This is a genomic window from Nocardia aurea (assembly GCF_003123685.1).
Taxonomy (GTDB): domain Bacteria; phylum Actinomycetota; class Actinomycetes; order Mycobacteriales; family Mycobacteriaceae; genus Nocardia; species Nocardia aurea.
Map to the genome: position 1 here is coordinate 221,459 of NZ_QCYJ01000103.1, position 16,327 is coordinate 237,785.

The 16,327-nt window shown below is 63.0% G+C and carries 15 protein-coding genes and 2 pseudogenes; 7 read left to right on the forward strand and 10 right to left on the reverse strand.

Annotated features, from left to right (window positions below):
- Positions 1–597: 597 nt before the first annotated feature.
- From DAT37_RS22185 to DAT37_RS22190, 3 genes are all read left to right on the forward strand, one after another.
- A complete protein-coding gene (locus tag DAT37_RS22185) occupies positions 598–3,369 on the forward strand; it encodes an NB-ARC domain-containing protein (protein ID WP_157978616.1) in 2,772 nt (923 codons plus the stop codon).
- Positions 3,366–3,509 (forward strand): hypothetical protein, encoded by a 144-nt coding sequence (locus tag DAT37_RS44205; RefSeq protein WP_157978617.1) that lies wholly within the window; start codon positions 3,366–3,368, stop codon positions 3,507–3,509. Before DAT37_RS22185 ends, DAT37_RS44205 begins: the two co-directional genes overlap by 4 nt.
- Positions 3,510–4,415: 906 nt before the next feature.
- The gene (locus tag DAT37_RS22190) at positions 4,416–4,829 is read left to right on the forward strand and encodes a hypothetical protein (protein ID WP_157978618.1); all 414 of its coding nucleotides are present in this window, start codon (positions 4,416–4,418) and stop codon (positions 4,827–4,829) included.
- Positions 4,830–5,501: 672 nt separating this feature from the next.
- Here the strand turns inward: DAT37_RS22190 and DAT37_RS22195 are convergent.
- On the reverse strand, positions 5,502–6,749 hold the full coding sequence (locus DAT37_RS22195; protein ID WP_157978619.1) for a tyrosine-type recombinase/integrase: 1,248 nt from the start codon (positions 6,747–6,749) through the stop codon (positions 5,502–5,504).
- A gap of 964 nt (positions 6,750–7,713) precedes the next feature.
- Between DAT37_RS22195 and DAT37_RS46445 the strand changes: the two genes are divergently transcribed.
- Positions 7,714–7,977, forward strand: coding sequence for a helix-turn-helix domain-containing protein (locus tag DAT37_RS46445; RefSeq protein ID WP_353853560.1), 264 nt, complete (start codon positions 7,714–7,716; stop codon positions 7,975–7,977).
- Positions 7,978–8,049: 72 nt separating this feature from the next.
- On the opposite strand, the pseudogene DAT37_RS46450 reads toward DAT37_RS46445, so the two are convergent.
- The 8 genes and pseudogenes from DAT37_RS46450 to DAT37_RS46455 all read right to left on the reverse strand — a co-directional run.
- A pseudogene (locus DAT37_RS46450) lies at positions 8,050–8,895 on the reverse strand (helix-turn-helix domain-containing protein); the annotation flags it as partial.
- A complete protein-coding gene (locus DAT37_RS22215) occupies positions 8,820–9,344 on the reverse strand; it encodes a DUF6879 family protein (RefSeq protein ID WP_109526758.1) in 525 nt (174 codons plus the stop codon). The gene DAT37_RS22215 and the pseudogene DAT37_RS46450, both read right to left, overlap by 76 nt.
- Positions 9,325–9,654, reverse strand: a complete 330-nt coding sequence (locus DAT37_RS22220) for a hypothetical protein (RefSeq protein WP_109526759.1) — start codon at positions 9,652–9,654, stop codon at positions 9,325–9,327. The genes DAT37_RS22215 and DAT37_RS22220 overlap by 20 nt, the downstream gene beginning before the upstream one ends.
- Positions 9,655–10,549: 895 nt before the next feature.
- Positions 10,550–10,942, reverse strand: a complete 393-nt coding sequence (locus tag DAT37_RS22225) for a hypothetical protein (RefSeq protein ID WP_109526760.1) — start codon at positions 10,940–10,942, stop codon at positions 10,550–10,552.
- Complete coding sequence (locus tag DAT37_RS22230) at positions 10,939–11,769, reverse strand: hypothetical protein (RefSeq protein ID WP_109526761.1); 831 nt, start codon at positions 11,767–11,769, stop codon at positions 10,939–10,941. The genes DAT37_RS22225 and DAT37_RS22230 overlap by 4 nt, the downstream gene beginning before the upstream one ends.
- A 17-nt stretch (positions 11,770–11,786) precedes the next feature.
- Positions 11,787–12,032, reverse strand: a complete 246-nt coding sequence (locus tag DAT37_RS22235; protein ID WP_109526762.1) for a hypothetical protein — start codon at positions 12,030–12,032, stop codon at positions 11,787–11,789.
- Positions 12,033–12,327: 295 nt separating this feature from the next.
- Entirely contained in the window at positions 12,328–12,801 is a 474-nt protein-coding gene (locus tag DAT37_RS45610) for a hypothetical protein (RefSeq protein WP_232839925.1), read from the reverse strand.
- 259 nt (positions 12,802–13,060) lie between these two features.
- Positions 13,061–13,261 (reverse strand): annotated as a pseudogene (locus tag DAT37_RS46455) (ElyC/SanA/YdcF family protein); the annotation flags it as partial.
- 802 nt (positions 13,262–14,063) lie between these two features.
- Here DAT37_RS46455 and DAT37_RS22250 point away from each other — a divergent pair.
- Both DAT37_RS22250 and DAT37_RS44210 read left to right on the forward strand, forming a co-directional pair.
- The gene (locus DAT37_RS22250; RefSeq protein ID WP_109526765.1) at positions 14,064–14,243 is read left to right on the forward strand and encodes a hypothetical protein; all 180 of its coding nucleotides are present in this window, start codon (positions 14,064–14,066) and stop codon (positions 14,241–14,243) included.
- A gap of 506 nt (positions 14,244–14,749) precedes the next feature.
- Positions 14,750–14,980 carry a hypothetical protein gene (locus DAT37_RS44210; protein ID WP_157978620.1) on the forward strand — a complete coding sequence of 77 codons (231 nt, stop codon included), beginning with the start codon at positions 14,750–14,752 and terminating at the stop codon, positions 14,978–14,980.
- A gap of 36 nt (positions 14,981–15,016) precedes the next feature.
- Here the strand turns inward: DAT37_RS44210 and DAT37_RS22260 are convergent, their stop codons facing one another.
- Positions 15,017–15,454 (reverse strand): ATP-binding protein, encoded by a 438-nt coding sequence (locus tag DAT37_RS22260; protein WP_109526767.1) that lies wholly within the window; start codon positions 15,452–15,454, stop codon positions 15,017–15,019.
- Between the two features lie 511 nt (positions 15,455–15,965).
- On the opposite strand from DAT37_RS22260, the gene DAT37_RS22265 reads away from it, so the two are divergent.
- Positions 15,966–16,316: an STAS domain-containing protein gene (locus DAT37_RS22265; RefSeq protein ID WP_232839926.1), complete on the forward strand. Its 351-nt coding sequence runs from the start codon at positions 15,966–15,968 to the stop codon at positions 16,314–16,316.
- The last annotated feature ends 11 nt before the right edge of the window (positions 16,317–16,327 follow it).

Below are 16,327 nucleotides of genomic sequence, written 5' to 3' on the forward strand. Positions count from 1 at the left end.
GGTCGCGTACAGGTTCCTGCGTTGGATCACCCCGTCGACGCGAGCAAGTGGGCCGCCGAGATCGACGTCACCGGCGTCGCGTTGACCGTTGTCGCCGGTCTCGTCGCTCTGGTCATCGCTTACCGACGCCAACGTGACCTCAAGACTGATCGCCGCGGGCGGCACTGCCGTAGTCGCCGAATTCCAATGCTTCTTCGGCTCCGAACTCGGATAGATCTCGACCTCGCCCTCAGCGATACCATGATCGACCGCCGCCCCGTACAACCAGGGCGGCAAGTCCGACGGCACGGCGGCATGTCGCTCCAGGGCGACGTGCTGCTCGGGGCGCGTGCGACCCGCTGAGTTGCGGGAGATCGATCACGCGAGGACTGCCATAGCCCATACCGCGCCTGCGGCCACGACAGGCTGAACTCGGTGCGCACCGCGTCGAGATATTGTTGCCGATTGGTGGGGAATCCGATGAGTCCGGTGCCAGCGAAGAGCTGGCCCTCACGGCAATTGCTGCTGACGATTTGGCGTCGGAGCGGCGTCGGAGCGGCGTCGGTCGGCTGGCATGACTGATGGCTGCTCGGTTGCCAGGTGGAGTACTGTCCGGTTGTGGTTGTCGATGGTGGAGCGAGGGCGGCGTTCGGCTTCAGCTACCAGTACCTCGTGTCGGCGGTGTTCACGTTGCGAATTATGAGCGCCGACAGAGCATTCGTGGACAGGACTGTACTGTCGGTCGAGCCAGCAGCGTCAGGGGTAGACGGTGACCTGGACGATATCGTCGACTTCGCGATCGCGGTCGATGGCGTGGTTGTTCACCGTGTACAAGTGAAGGCATCGCGGGAGCCCATGGCTAACGCTATGGGGCGTGCGGAAGTGCGGAAAGTGTTGCGCCGCCTCAGCGCTGGCACCGCACCGGAAACGTCGGTGTTGCTGACGAACCGGCCGCTGCGGCCATCACTCGAGCGGACGTGTGCCGAACCGATCTCCGAGATCGACTACCCCGGCCAGTGGTTCTCGTGGGCCGACCAGACGGAGCCGGAGCTGCTCGGTGCCCGGATCTGTGTGGATTCTCGCAATGTCAATGAACTGGAACACGAGCTCGCGGCGCTGATCGCGGAGTTTCGCCGAGATCGCGCTCTCGGCCCGGGCGCGACATCATGTCGGCTGGTGGGCCCGATCGTGCGCCACCATATCGCCGACGCCGCGAGCGGCAGGCATCCCAGCGAGATAAGCGGGACCGACCTGGTGAAGATGCTATCGATGCCGGATCCGCAGATCGCCCACTTCGCAGGTGGATTCGACTGGGGAGTACCGATCGCATCGATCCCCAACGTGAAATCGACAGTGCCCAGAATCGAGATACTCGACGACCTCGCCGCGGCCCTACATATCGGCGCCGATACTCGAGAACCGCTGGTCGGTGTCCTCACTGGACAGCCCGGCAGCGGGAAGACAACTGTTGCCGTGGACTATTTCCACATCTACTACAACTGCTACGAGTTCACATGCTGGATCAACTGTCGAGATACAGACATGATCAGGCTCGACGTCGCTCGTCAGACGGCGCAGCTCACCAGCACAACCATAGCGCCGGAAGACGACGCCGCCGCTGCCTTCACCACGGCGTTGGCGCGCCACAGTGGACCGTGGCTGGTCGTCTTCGACGGCGTCGAGGACAGACACGACATCGACAAGTACCTCCCGAGTGTCGGACACGGGGCGGTAATCGTCACTTCGACGAACAGCCTGGGTTGGCGCCCGCATAAGCATGTCTTCAACGTCAAGACATTCACTGAGGCTGAGGCAATAGCGTGTTTCACTCAGTACGCGGGAATACCGCAGCACGAGATCGCGCGCATCGAGGGCGTTGTCACCGAAATCGTCGAGCGTCTCGGACGGATCCCGTTGGCGGTGAGCATGGCCGGGGTCTACTTCAGCAATGTCGAAGGCGACCTCGCCGAGCTTGCTCCCGACTACTTCCGAACCTTGGAAGCCCTTGAAGATAAACTCGCGGTGCCCGCACCCTACGATCGAACCCTCTTCGCAGCAGTCCACCACGCGGTCAGCAATCTCGGCAAAAAGAGTGCCGCACCCTACGCCGACCTCGCGAAGACTACTCTGCGCCACAGTTCTCTACTGGCACCGGAATTGCTTCCGCTGAATTTCTTGATCGCCGCCTCGTCCGATCAAATAGTCGATCTGGCAAAGCCGCCGATACCCTGCGAGGCCGACCGAGCTGTCGCGCGGGGCCTGGTGAGCGTACTCAGAACGCAGACCATCGCGCACCGAATCCTGCACCTTGATGGCTACAGCCGATCGTCACCTGCCAGCGACACCATATCGATACATCCACTCGTTCACGAGATCCTTCGCACAATTCATCTCGGCGAGCTACCGCCGGGCGCATTTCAGCTCGAAGCAACGGTTCTGATGCACCATATGATCTCGTGGCTCAAATATATGCGTGCGCACGAGCAGTACTTCGCCCTGGAACAAGTTCGCGTTCATGCGTCTGCACTTTTCGATCTCATCGAGCAGCTCTCGCCACTTCCTCGGCTGATCGAGCCATACGATGCCACCTTCAAAACCGCGCTGGTACTGATGATGCTCCAACTGAGCACCTGTTACGCCTCGACCTCTCGCTTCGACAAATCGATCATGCTGGCGACGGAAGCCAGTCGGCGGGTACTGGTGCTCGACAAGCCCTACTCCCACGGAATCGCGACCATAGCCATGTCCGGGATCGTTGCCGACCTGTCCGATGCGAAGGCACCGCCGGGCACAGTGGCCGCCGCCGCCCGGTTGCTTCTTCCGATGCTACGAGCCGCGGAGCACGATCCGAGTACCAGCTATAGCGCGGCCTCGTACGCGTTCGCCGCAGATTCGGCGCTGATGCTGAGCCGGACCGCCACCTACCGTGTATCCCGCCAGCTCCAGCAACTCGCCGCGCAGTTCCAGGAACTGGCAGCCCGCGATCCGCACCTTTCCGCCAGCGTTCACGGCCTGATCGCTCGCGTCAACGACCTCGCCGCCGACGGGCACTATCAGGAAATTCTCGACGACCTCTTGCCGCGACTAGCAGCAATCGACACATCGCCGTACGACCGCTACGTCCTCGTGGCACTCGAGGTGGTGGCCCGACTGCACACCGGTGATTTCGACCGAGCGTTCGCGAAGATGGACGAGGTGCTCGCCATCGAATTGGTCGGCAACCACCTTATCGGCCCATTGCGCGCAGGGCTCATCAAGATCGCTCAAGCCGTTGTCGAGGTATCTGGAAGACCGGCCGCGCCCAGACGTCTGCGGGACTACTTCGGGTGCCTCTGTACACGCGTATCGGAACTCGACCGCGACCTTTCGCGTAGCCTGACCGACTCGTGAGCATGCTCGAGGCAGCGGGACGGACTGCCGGGACTGCCGCGGGCGATCTTGCGCTGGAAATCGGCGGCGATCCACCAGAGATCCGACGACATATCGCCGAGCGCGACCGGACAGCGGATCTGCCGCATGTCGACAGGTAGCCCGGTCTGGGCCTCGACTTCCCCGCGCCCTCCACTCGGCACGAACTCCAGGTCCAAACAGTGACGCCGGGCGAGCTCGACGACCTCTCGATTACGCAGCCCCACCTGGACCGCCTGGTCCCATATCCGCTCAGAAGACGAATCCGTCATCTCGCCATTGTCGGCAAACGCACCGACAATCCCGAATCAGCTTGTGCGCACCGGTGGTGATCAAGGGCTCATCAGCGAGCGGCGCGCATCGCTCGCCTCCCTCTGCGACGCCGTGGGGCTGCCCGTAGGCCAGGCGCAACGCGCTCCCGGCACATGCGGTCTCGCCCATTGCCACGCCGGTGCCAGCCACAACTACACCAGCACCCCGTGCGCCACACCAGGGTGATTCGCTACCCCAGCAACACCAGAACGGGCTATCGGAGGTGGTCGGGGTCCTCTCTCGCAATGGGTCGGCGTCCGCATCGAACGTGCCAGCACCGACCCCGGACGAGGCACCGGAAACCGGGTGAGCGCGACCTCCGAGACGGGCTCGATCAGCACACAGCCGTCCTCGGCGTAGTCGACATCCGGAACATCCACACACCGCGTGCACCTTTCCGCGCCGGCCGGAGCCATGGGGTAGGCGGGACGAGTAGCCTCGTCGGGTGTCAGACGAATGAACGACAGAGCCGCGATTCCGAGTGTAAGTACCTGCGGCGCTGTGAGAATCGCGCTATGCGAATCGACAGCCGCCAGCGGCAAACACGCGAATCGACAGCTAGCATCACTCGCTGCCTGCTCGCGACAGGCCTGGGAGCGGCAGCAGTCTCTGTCGCAGGTTGTTCCTCACCTGCGACAGAGACTGTCCCGGCCGTGCCGTCCATGACCTCGCCTGCGGCGCAATCGCCAGACGGGCTCGTCCCGGGGACGGCGGTCGTGACGATCACCGGAGGCGACGAGACTCCGACGACATGGAGTCTTCGCCAGTACGGCGGGATCTCCTACGACACGGACTCGACAGCCTTCTACTACATGTCGTTCCTCGATAATCCTGATCGGCCACGGGACAGCGCCCGGGAGCAGTACCTCGATATCGGCCTGGACAACGAGCGGCAACCTTCTCTCGGGGAAACGCCCGGCAAGATCAAGATCAGCGTGCCACCGTCGAAGTACTACAAGAGCGAAATCGCGGGTAGTTGCACCATTGCCATCACCGCGATCGACGACATTGCGCGACGGGGCACGTTCTCCTGTACTGGGCTCGGGGGCCGCGATTCGAACTCCGGCGCACCCAACGGGAAGACCGTCAACTTGGTGGGTGCCTTTGCCTACAAACGGACTCGTTCTTGACCCCGGATGGCCGGACTGACTCGAAGGAGATACCGGTGTTCTTCAATCCTCCCCCGAACTGGCAGCTCGGTCTTGGTGCCGGGGGTGGAGCGGTCCTCCTCGGCGGTCGTGTGCGTAATGGCCGCGCCCCTTCGGATTTGAACCCTCATGAACCGGTCTGCCCATGCGTGGAAGTGCCGTCCGCGTGAACAGCTCGAGGGTTCCGTCGTCGGGCTGGAAGAATTTAATAGCGGAATATTTGCTGTCACCGAAATCTATCGGCGTGGCGGTGGAACGACGCGCCGAAGATGCTTCGGCGAGGCACTGACTAACTCGATTGCGCCGGATCCATTCTGAATCGACTCTGTGCGACGAAATGTGCATGTCGCCACCTGCCCGCAATGCCGGAAGCCGCCCTGGCCGTCTCACCAAAATCTCACACTTTTGGCTAGAATCGACCGGTCTTTTCGGGAAGTGTTGGGAAGTGTGCGAACCGTCAAAGGTCCTTAATTTCAGTACTTTTCGGTGCTATCGAGACCTGTCCGGAAAACTAGAACCTGTGTCAGGTGAGCGTCCGTTCGGATTTCGAAAGAACACATTGCTGTGTGCCGACGGTTGATCAATCTCGTTGGGCCTTTCCGGGCCAGCGACTGAACATCGTGCGCTGTTCCAGCCCGCTCTCATGCGGGGAGATTACGGATTGCGCTGGTCAGCGTCCGTCTTGTCGGTAGCCTTCGCCAGTTCCGAGATGTTGGTGGCGAGTTTCTTCGCTCGTCCGGCGGCGATCTTTTGGTACCGCATGGCCGCTTGGGGTGTCTTGTGTCGGAGTCGTTCCATGACTTCGGGGAGTGTTCCTCCGGCTTGTGCGGCAACGGTTCCGCCGGTGTGTCGTTGTTCGCCGGGGCGGAAGTCGGGTCGACCGATTGCTGCGCAGGCTTTGTTGAAGATACGTCGGTAGACCCACTCGCGCATGGTCTCGCCAGTCGCTGGATCCGGGAAGAGAAGTGAGTCTGCGGCGGGGGCGACGTGTCGTTCGAGGTGTCGGCGGATTGCGGGGCGTATGTGGTCGGGAAGCACGACGTCGCCGTCGGAACCCGCTTTGGGTCGGTCGATGACGATTTCGCCGTTGCGGTAGGTCGCGGCGAATGCGACGGTCATTACCGAGCAGTCCGCGTTGAGGTTGCGGCGGCGCAGTTCGAACGTTTCCGAGGGACGCAAGCCGCACCACGCCGCCAGTAGGACAGACGCGGATAACTCCGGAGGCATAGCCGTGGCGAGTGCGTCGATTTCGGCGGGCGCCAGTACGGTGGCGTCGTGGGCGGGCTGGACTGCCGTGGCGCCTTTGATTCGGCAGGGATTCTTGTCGATAAGCCCATCGTCGACGGCGACGTTGCACACCATGCGTAGGACTTCGTACGCCCGCGCCCGTGTGGTGGGGACATCGGCGCTGTTCGTCCCACTGCTCTTGGATTTTCGGCCCTGGGGGCGAACGCGGGAGACGCTGCTGTACCAGTCGCGGACCATCTCCAGGGTGATGTCGGCGACCGGGGTCGCGCCGAAGGTGGGATTGATGTGTTCTCGCAGTAGGTAGTTGTAGGAGTCGACGGTGCGACGTGCGAGTGGTTTACCTCTGCGTGATACGCGGGTCGCGACGACCTTTTCGGCGTACTGGCGGAATAGCACATCGGCTTGCTGCTGCTCGGCCGTAAGTGCGGCGGCGCGCGCAGCGGGGGAGGCCCAGATCTCGAGGTCGATGAGCTTGCGCTCCTCGGCGATCCAGCCTTCCGCGCGCCCCTTCGTATCGAACGTATCGAGCGCTTTGTGAGTTTGGAGATCGGGTCCGAGATATGACGCTTGCCAGCGTCCCGACGGAAGTTGCCGGATCCGCCCGAAGCTACGGCGCGGTGCCCGTCGCTTTGGCTTCCTGGTGGTGGATTTCACTGGTCCTCCCTCGGGTTTCGCGTGCAATATACGTGCAATAACTCAGCCTATTTCTGCATATGCCTGCTGCTGTCTGCAACTCGGATGCGCATCAAATAGCCTGGTAGAGACCATTTTAGAGCAGTTCAGGGAACAATCGAGGATGATTGTGTCGCTGGTTCGAAACCAGCTGGGACCACCAGAGGAAATAGCCCCTGATCAGCGCTTAGCTGAATCGGGGGTTTTCTTTGTTTGGGGCGCTGCACCCTAAACTGCACCCTACGGGAGATTTTCGGAATGGCAGTCCGGCCGGGGCGGCGCTCTCAGTGAGTGAAAAGTTGCAGCGGAATATGTGACTAGCGACACATGCCACTGTGAACCGGACAACCACCGGACGCCCACCTCGCCTCCGCTGTGCGCGTTGGAGTGCACGGTGGAGGATCGGGAACCATGACGAAGCACCCCGTCACGGAGCCGCGCATCCCGCTGGCAACTCCTCGAGAATACTGCGATCACGTCGGAATCACGCTCTCGCAGGCCGCTCAGATGCGATACCTCGGCACCGGCCCGGAATTCATCAAAATCGGCCGTCGCGTGCGGTACCGCTGGGAAGCGATCGAGGTATGGCTCGAGGAGCGGACGCGCAAATCGACTGGTGACGATCGGCGACCGGCGTCGACGACGCCGCCCGCGGGCGGCGCGAAGCCGGACCCATGGGGACTCACTCGCACCAGTCGCCGTCGGGCCAACCGTCGAGCAGGTGTGGCATGACCCGCTACGTCGACACCGAGCGATGTCGGCGCGAACGCGACGAATGGGTCGCGAAGCCGATACTGCCACCAGAGGCGTCATGAGCGCGGCTAAGCGCGAGCCCGTCTACTACGACGGCGTCCCCATCGACCGTGATTGGTTCGACGAGCAGATCTCGCACTACATCCCCGGTTGCGCGGATGACGCGATCCGGCTGATGCGGGCGTACGACCTGATGGATTTGAAGCGCGCCGCCGAGCAACGGAACGCATTGCGTGCTGCCGACGGACCGGCCGTGAGCGCGCCGATCGTCAGCCCCTGTGTACGGATCCGATACTCGAGGCTGGAAGCTGCCGCACAGCTTTCGATCTCCGTAAGCACACTCGACCGACTTCGCCGGACCGGGCGCCTCATCGCTCGCACCGACGGCGGGCGTGTGTTCTTCGACTCCGCCGAACTGGAGTCCTATGCCAAGTCTTGCCCTGCCGAAGGAAGGTGATGATGCCCATCGGCCGCCCGCCGACCCATCGCGCCGTGAAGCAGGGCGCGGGGCCCCGTCACCATAGACGGCCTGCTCGGCCAGTATGGCGAACATCTTTTCGTAGAGGGCGATCTCGCGCGGCTGCGTCACGGTCAGCTCGGCCGAGACGGTCTCGATCTGGACCATCCGAGCGTCGAACACAGCGAAGCCGGGCGCGACCGGGCCTTCGTACTTCGCCGACGAGGGCACGATCCCCAGCACCACGCGCGGCAGGCCCATCACGGCGAGCGCGCGGTCGAGCTGGCCGTACATCACCTCGTCGTCGCCAACGGTCGTGTGTAGCGCCTGCTCGGCGACGAGGAAGTGGAACCGGTGCTTTCCGTGGTATAGCACGCGCTGGCGCTCGATGCGGGCGGCTGTGGCTTCGGCGAGGTCGTCGGGTGTGCCGTAGAAGGCATGGCAGGCGTTCAGAATCGCCGTGACGTAGTCGGGGGTCTGGAGAAGGCCAGGGAAGATCCCCGGCTCATACCAGCGCATCAACGACGCTTCGCCCTCCAGCTTCGCCGCGAGCTTCTGACGGCGTCGCGTGCCGGTGGCGAGGATGCGCCGCCATTCGATATACGCGGCCTCGAGGTTGCGCAGAGTCGCGATCAGGTCGGCGAGATGGTCGCCAGATCTGGTGAGCTCGCACCAGGTTCGCAGATCGGCCTCGCTCGGCGTCTGCTTGCCGTTCTCGATCTTCGACACCTTGGACTCGTGCCAGCCCGCGAGGCTCGCGAGCGCGCGCCCGGTGATGTCTGCGTCACGACGAAGTTCTCGGAGCCTGAGCCCGAGAGCCTCGCGTGCTTCGTGGGCGGCCGTCACTGCTGGCTGGTCTGCACGTACTCGGAGCGCGGGGTCGCGCGGCCCCAGACGGCATCGCGGATCTCGCAGCATCGAGAGGCGAGGACGGGATCGTCGGTGACCGCGGCGCCCTGCCAGGTGCCCGCTTCATCGAACACTGTGTAGGCGACCACGCGGCCGTCGATCAACCACCAGTCGTCGGAACCGACGCTGGCGCCGATCTGATGCCGCGGCAGGTAGCGGATATCCTCACCCGCTGCGATGTTGACCGCAGCCACCTCGAGGCCCCACCGCGTCCACGCGACATGCGGCACGGTGACGACCCGCGCCCGGCGGACAGCGACGCCGTTAGCGGTGAGCTCGCGCACGAATCCGGCCCAGTCGCTCATCCATCCGTAATCATCGGGTTCGCCGTCCAGGAACGCACGCAGCAGCTCGGCGTCTTCCGGGCACTCGTAGGAGTCCTGCACCTCGAGGTGAAACGCTTCTGACCGCGCCGAACGCAGCAGGTCGTTGAACGTCTCACCCTGTACGAGTCGCACCGTAAGAAGTCCTCTCCAACTTCGCTACCTCGATCCCGGTCTCGCCGTCCGGCAACGCCATTCGCGCGAGTGCCTCCACGTCGGACACCGGTGTTCCGGTCACCCGGAACGTTCCGCGGCCGGTGTCGGTCAGCGTGGCACCGATGAACGTATCGGGCTCGGCGAATCCCAGCAGCAGGTGCGGGATCTCGACCGTCTCCGGTGCATCGGTCACCCACCCTTGCACGACGTAGGTCTGCCGATCGGTCGCATACAGGCTCGGGCACCCACCGACATTCGATCCGCCCTTGCCGAGGAACTGTAACCGCATCTGATCTCACGTCATAGCGATGTGCGGCAGCTTGCGCTACCACATCAATAGTCCTCTACGCAGGTGAATTCGTCGCGGAATAATGAATCGTCAAGGAAGTTAGCGCAAGTTTGTAGCGGACGGATCGGCTGGTTTCGTAGCGTCGTTCACAGCCCTCGATGCCGGGGAGTTCCGCACCCCGATGCGCGCTTGATTATCACCGCAGTCGCCGGTCAAGGCTAATGCTCTAGCGCAATGAGCACGTGTGGGTCGGCACCGTAGCGCGCCTGCGCCGCGCAGTGCTCGGACAGCGACTTCTACTGCTCGCCCTAGGAATTCCGGACGACATCCCTGTCGTCGCGGAACCTGGGGCCTCCGGTGAGGACCTGGCCTTCGGCATCCACTTCGCGGCGTTCCCTTCGGGAGGACCCCCGCATGCGCAGGAGAGAAGGCATGACAGCGCTACAGGGCACCGCCTACTACGGGACCCCCGCGTGCGCGGGAGGGACGGCAACATCGTGTGCTCGGTGCTCGGTGCTCGGTCCGTTGGGACGACCCCCGTGTGCGCGAGCTACGGCATGTCTCCGACCACACACAAAGAGAGGCTGTGATGGCTGAACTCGATGTCGCGCGAGCCCCTGCACCCCGGCCGCCTATCGCCGCGCTCCGCGCTACAGCCTCCAACCTGCGCGACTACACCGACCACTGATGGATATGTGAGACTCCCAATTTACTTCCAACTTGCACCCGGATTGTCCCGAATCCACTGCATAGCAGCATGACTCACATGTTGGTCGGGGATTGCTATTCTACCTGATCAAAGTAGGTAGGCGAAGATTGTCGCAAACGTCGAATTGTGTTGAGGTAGAAGCGGTATCTTCCTGTCGAAGTCGACAGGGCGATCGGGAGGATCGATTCATGCACGGCCTCGCCATATGCACTGGTATCCCTGCAGGACCAGTAGGAACAGGGTCGCGAGGTACATACCCGGCATGAACAGGCTGATCGCCTTCAGTAAGGCAGCGACCACCAATCCCAGAATCGCCAGCCCTACCGCGACGAAAGCGCCGGATATCGCCACGCGCACCGCCCCGGTCGGAGCTGATCGCCACCCAACGACGATGCCGACAAACTGTACGACGAAGGTCACCGACAAGACCGCCGCTACCACCAGAGCGCCGGATTCTCTGAGCAGTAATGCGACGTAGGCAAATCCGCCGCTGAGGATCATCGAGGTCACCCCCACTTGGAGCAGGGTGCGGCGCCGAACCTTCTCACTGTCGCGCACGATTTTCCTCGCCATCGTCATTTGTCAGGATTCAACCGCCATTTGGATTCGTTGTCATCGTCCACGGAGGCATCATCGAAGTACTTTGTGTTCGGGTCCGGCCAGTTGACCGCCCCACTGTCCGGGTCCTTCTGGAAGCCGGAGTTGTTATTGGCCGCCGCGTCGATATCGTTCCATGCCTTCGTTTGATCTCCGACGAAGACAACGGCCACGGCCGCAGCGGCACTGAGTTCGGCTGCGGTGATACCTGTCGTGGCCCAGAATGCGGCAAAGCCTCCGGCTGCGGTGAAGCCCGCCGCGATCAAGCTGAGCTCGACAGCAACGGCTGTGAGGAACTGAGCAACGACAGACGCGACGCCCGCATAGAGTACGAATCCCGCGATCGCCGCGGCGATGAGATGGTTCCTGCAGGTCTCGCAGATCTCTTCCATCTTGCCGATCGCGGTCCGCTGACTTCCGACGGTCTTCACATACTGGTCCGCAGCATCACCCTTCCATTCTTTCGGGGCGAGCAGGAGATCCGGGTTGATGGCGGACGAGATATTCGCGAAAGCACCCTTCGCATCGGACCACTCGAACGCTCGCTGCGCCATGAAGAGCGGGGCGGCAACCCCTTCCAAGATATCCATGATCTTCTCCCAGAGCCACTTGAGCGCTTGGAGCATCTTGCGGCCCGCGGTTTTGATCAGTTCGGTGAGACCGGGAATCCAGTCGGCGTAAGGGGTGTTCAGCCCGTCGTTTATCGCGTTCGGCGCGCTCTGCGCGAACAGCGTATCGACGTCCTGCGCATACTCGACCAGCTTGTCCCAGACCTGCTGGTAAGCAGCACTATCGAATTCGTTCGACATTACGAAAACCTTTCACCTCACCAGAGGTTGTCGATCATGTGCTTCCCTGCGGTATCTTCTGCATAGTAGGTATCCGCGCATTTCTGCAATACTTCGCCGACCTGGTCGAAGCGCGTGGCCCCCTGCCCGGATAGCGACATCATCTTCTCGATTATCTTGGAGTGCGCGTCGACGATCGCCTGGAATATCCCCGCTTCCACCCTGTTGAATCCGATGGATTCGATATCGCCCCTGACCTTTTCCAGCGAGTCGGATTCGTTCATCCAGACCTTTCCCTCTTTACGAAGGGTGTCTGTGGCTACCGATACTTCTTGGCCCATTACTGTCCTCGCGGCGTCTGCAATGAATTGATTACCTGGAGCGCTTCCGAGAACAAGCCACTTTGCGAGCCCGCTCCGCGCGCGGCCGAAGCCAGCACGTCCTCGTAGGCTTTGTCATACGCTTGCTGCACGGCCCAGGCTATGGTGTTTCCCCCGACGCTCTTTCCCCAGGCGATACCGACGGTACAGTCGATGATCCCTGTGGAATCCAGCACCACCCGCGCCGCGATGTCGTCGTCTACATCCTCGGTGCCGACGAAGGTGGCCGGTGCGCTTGCGTACCACGACTCTGGATCGCCTGGAGGATCTCATCGACCAGTTGGGCGGGAGGAACCGTCGGTCCGCGCAATGGGCGCGGCGGCTCGATATCGGTGGGCGTCATATCTTCGATGTTCAGTGACTCGATCTTTGCCAGCAGCCCACTTTCGGCCACCGAATCCATCGAGCTCTCCAGCTGCCGCACTCGCGCATTCTGTACCGCGCGCAGCACCGCCGGGCCGATATCTTGCGGATCCAGCTTCTGCGCCCAGTTGTCCGAGACATCGATGGACAGCAATGCGCCCGATCGATCTACGGTCACCGTGACACAGTCGGTATTGTCGCGGCCGGTCGCTTGTTCGGCACCCGCTTCCTGTGCCTCTTTCATGAGGTTCGAAAGGGTTTGAGCGAAGGCGTGTAGCCGGCCGAATGCGGTTGGCAGGTCGTCTTTCATCAATATCCTTTTGCCTGCGCATCGCAAGACTCCGGACGATGATCGCCGCAAGCCCCCGGATGATATGTCGTTCGCAAATACTTGCAGCACAATGTGATTCCGCCCCCATCCCGATCCCCTGTCTAGACAGGCTAACAGGGCGCACCTCCCGACGGCGCACACCCTCTCTGCGCACAGTCCTCCCCGCCGTCCAAGGTTGCGACCAGGCTCTCGCGGGTGTGGAAGGCCGCCGCCCACGTGTGGCGTCGGCGGGGCAGTCCCGCCACCGTTTGCGGCAGATCGCGTAGCTGCGCCTCTGTGGTAGGGCCGGGGAGACCAGAAACATCGACCGCGCTGATGTCATGTCCTGCAGGAGAGTTCGGGTGAAATCGATGTTCTCGCCGGTGTCGGTCGCGTCGGGTTCGATCAGAATCGCCTCTGGCGGGGCACCCAGTTCGACGTTCTTCTCACGGAAGTGCACAGCCTTACCGCTGGGGAATCGTTCGGCCGTCGTCCGCGCGTTGACTCCTGTGAATGCGACTACCTATGAGCGAAGCGTCAAGTGCGGAAGTCCTGGTTCTCGGCCGTGGGAACTGCGACGCTCGCAGGGGAGCGGACGGAAGGTCTTCTCGATGCCTTCGACGGTGATTCTCATCTGGCTGGAATTCGGGTAGGCGGGTGGTCCCTGCGGGCGGCCTTGCTCGGGGAACGCGTGGCGCGCCGCGACGATTGCGGCCGGAGGCGGCGACGGAGGCGGCGACGGGGGCGCCGAGAGGCGTTGTTGGGCAACACCCTCGGTGAATGTCGACCAGGCGGGTGGCTACCGGGACGTGGTTACGGCTGACCCCGGTTCTTCCGTGCCCGACCCCGCCGTCGCAGGCGCCACACGCCTGCGACCGTCGTGCTAAAGTCGCCAGTCACCACAGGAGGAGGGGCATGTGGCAGCGGAGCCGACGGTCGAATCCGATCCGCAGACAGCACTTTCGACACATTGGCCGGGGTGGGCGATGTCGTCGGTGGGCAGGTTGCCGGCTGTCGGAATGCCGGTTCGACCGCCCAGCCGCTGAAACTGTACGTCGGTGCGGGGCAGTCGAGACGATTCCGATCGCTTCCATAGTGCCCGTGAGCATGCAGACCCTATTCCACCACGCTCTCGGGCCCGGTACCGCATCCCTGTCCTGTGCGCGGGTTCGAGCGTCGGCGGAAGTGGTCCATATCGGAGGTAATTCGTGGTGCACAGCAGGTATCACGTGGAAATCTAAATTCGGCATGAAAGGAATTCGATGACGGAACTGTTCAGGGTCGCCGCTCCGTCCGATTCGGTGCGACCCGACCTGCCCGCCGAACCTGTCGTTCCGGGAACCCGTAGGCCCAACCGCGATCTCGTTGTCGGTCCGAGCGACGCCGAGGACCAGGACGATGACTATTTCCGAGAGCGGAACCGGGGCGGCTGGCTTCGATGAAGCGGATTTTCTCCGGCAGGTACTACCGCCCGAACAACGGCGGGGAGGTCGAAGCGGACTCTTCTACCGCTACTCCGATGACCTATCAGCGGCCATGGACCTACGAGCACGATGAAACGATTGCGTTGCGCCGCTGCCGTGACCCGCTGGCGAACACCGGCACGCTGTGGGTGAAGACGACCAGGCCACTGCGGGTGGAACCCTTGGAACTGGAGGTCGCCCGCCCACTGCCCGAGGTGTGCGCGCGTCATGGTCGCCCGGCCGAGTCGCACGTTCTCGTTCGATCCTGCTTCTACGACACAGATCAGCATCCCCGGTTCCCGCATCGTGTGCCGAGCCGGCGGCCGTACGATGCCGCGTCGCCGCTGCCCAGGTATGTTCCTCCGCCGGTGTCGACGATCGTCGTCGGAGAATGGCCCACGTGTGCTCGGTGTCGTCGGAGATCAGGCTTGCACCGATGGCTGTCCCGCCTGCTGTTGTGGATCATGGCAGCCAATTTGTTCGCGGTGGTGTTCATCGCCGTGACGGATGTCTGCCCGGTGCAGCCGGCCCTGGTCCTCGGTGTATTTCCGGGATCACTGCTCGGTCTGGTCATATACTTCCGCCTGCGCAAGAAAGTCGTTCAGCCGGTGACGTTCCGGCCGATCTATGACGAGAGATTCGTATTCATCCGAGCCCACGCTCGGTTCCGCCGCGCACTCGCGGCAATGCCGGATCGGCCTGCCGAACCCCAGTGATCCTGCCGACGACATACGGATGCGCGGCCCCCGCCTTCAGCTGTCGCGGCGTGGATTCAAGGGAACGGTGAATTCGACGGTCGTGCCCGTCTCGGAAACCGTGAGCCGGGTATCGGGAGCAAGTGCGCGCATCAGCGCCAACCCGCGCCCCCGTTGTGAATCGGGCAGACCACGCACAGCGTCCGGTCCATCGTTTCGCGGTACCCACCGCCCATGGTCGGTGACGGTGATCCGGATCGCGTCACCTTCGATGGCGGCGCTGAGACGGATCACGCCGCCGTCGCCGTTGTGACCGTGTTCGACGGCGTTCGCGCATGCTTCGTCGGCGGCGAGGAGCAGGTCGTAGAGGTGTCCGGGGTCGGTGACGTGGGGGGTGAGCCAATTTCGGAGCCGGTGCCGCGCCGCCGACAACTCCTCGACGGCGGCGGGGAATTCGCTGATCAGGGGTCGTGCCGCGTTCTGGGCATCACCCATGGTGTTCCTTCGGTATCGAGATCATCTCCTCCACCGGCGACCTACCCCGGATCGGTGCGCGTACACCCGTGATCGAGAAGTGTGAAACAACCGATACCCCGCGCCGTGTCCGGTCGACACCCAGATCCAGCATGTGGTCCTTCCTCGCGAGATCCGTTGTCCAGGACCCGACCCGTGCGGCGCCGAGGTATCCACATCGCACGGTGAGAACCGTACGACAGCCTGTCGTCGATCGAGCAGGTGGACCGACGCTGCGTGGAGGGACTCCTGCCTGGCGATTGTGCCAGAATTCTACGGCGGTACCGACACGGCTCGTTTCGCACGGTCTCGATCGGCTCGGCCGGCGGGGCTTCGGGCGGTATACGATTCTGTCGCTCTGCCTGCTGTGGTGCAGAGGAGAATCGACAACTCAGCGGAGGGCCACCGGTGTTGAGAGACGTCCTCGAGAGTGCGCGTCGGGTAGGTGTGCCCACCGTGTGGGTACCGCGTTTCGACGCGGGAGGGTCGCGCGGTGAATGAGCGACGGTCGGCGATATTGCGGGTCGATCGACGGTCGCGGGGGGCCGCGGTGATCGTCGTGGTCGACGGTGAAGTCGATCTGGCCTCGGCGCCGTTGCTGAAAGCGGGGCTGGCGCAGGCGCGACAGGAGGATCCCGATGTGCTGGTCGTGGATCTGTCCGAGGTCGGGTTCTTCGGTTCGGCCGGTCTGAGTCTGCTGGCCGAGGCCTCCGAACTCGACCCGCGCCATGCTTTGCGTGTGGTCGCCACCGGGGGACCGCTGCGCGCTATCCAGTTGGCCGCGATGGATCAGATTCTCGATGTGTTCGCCACGGTCGAGGCGGCGCTGGGCTCCTCGGAATGAGCGCCACCGCC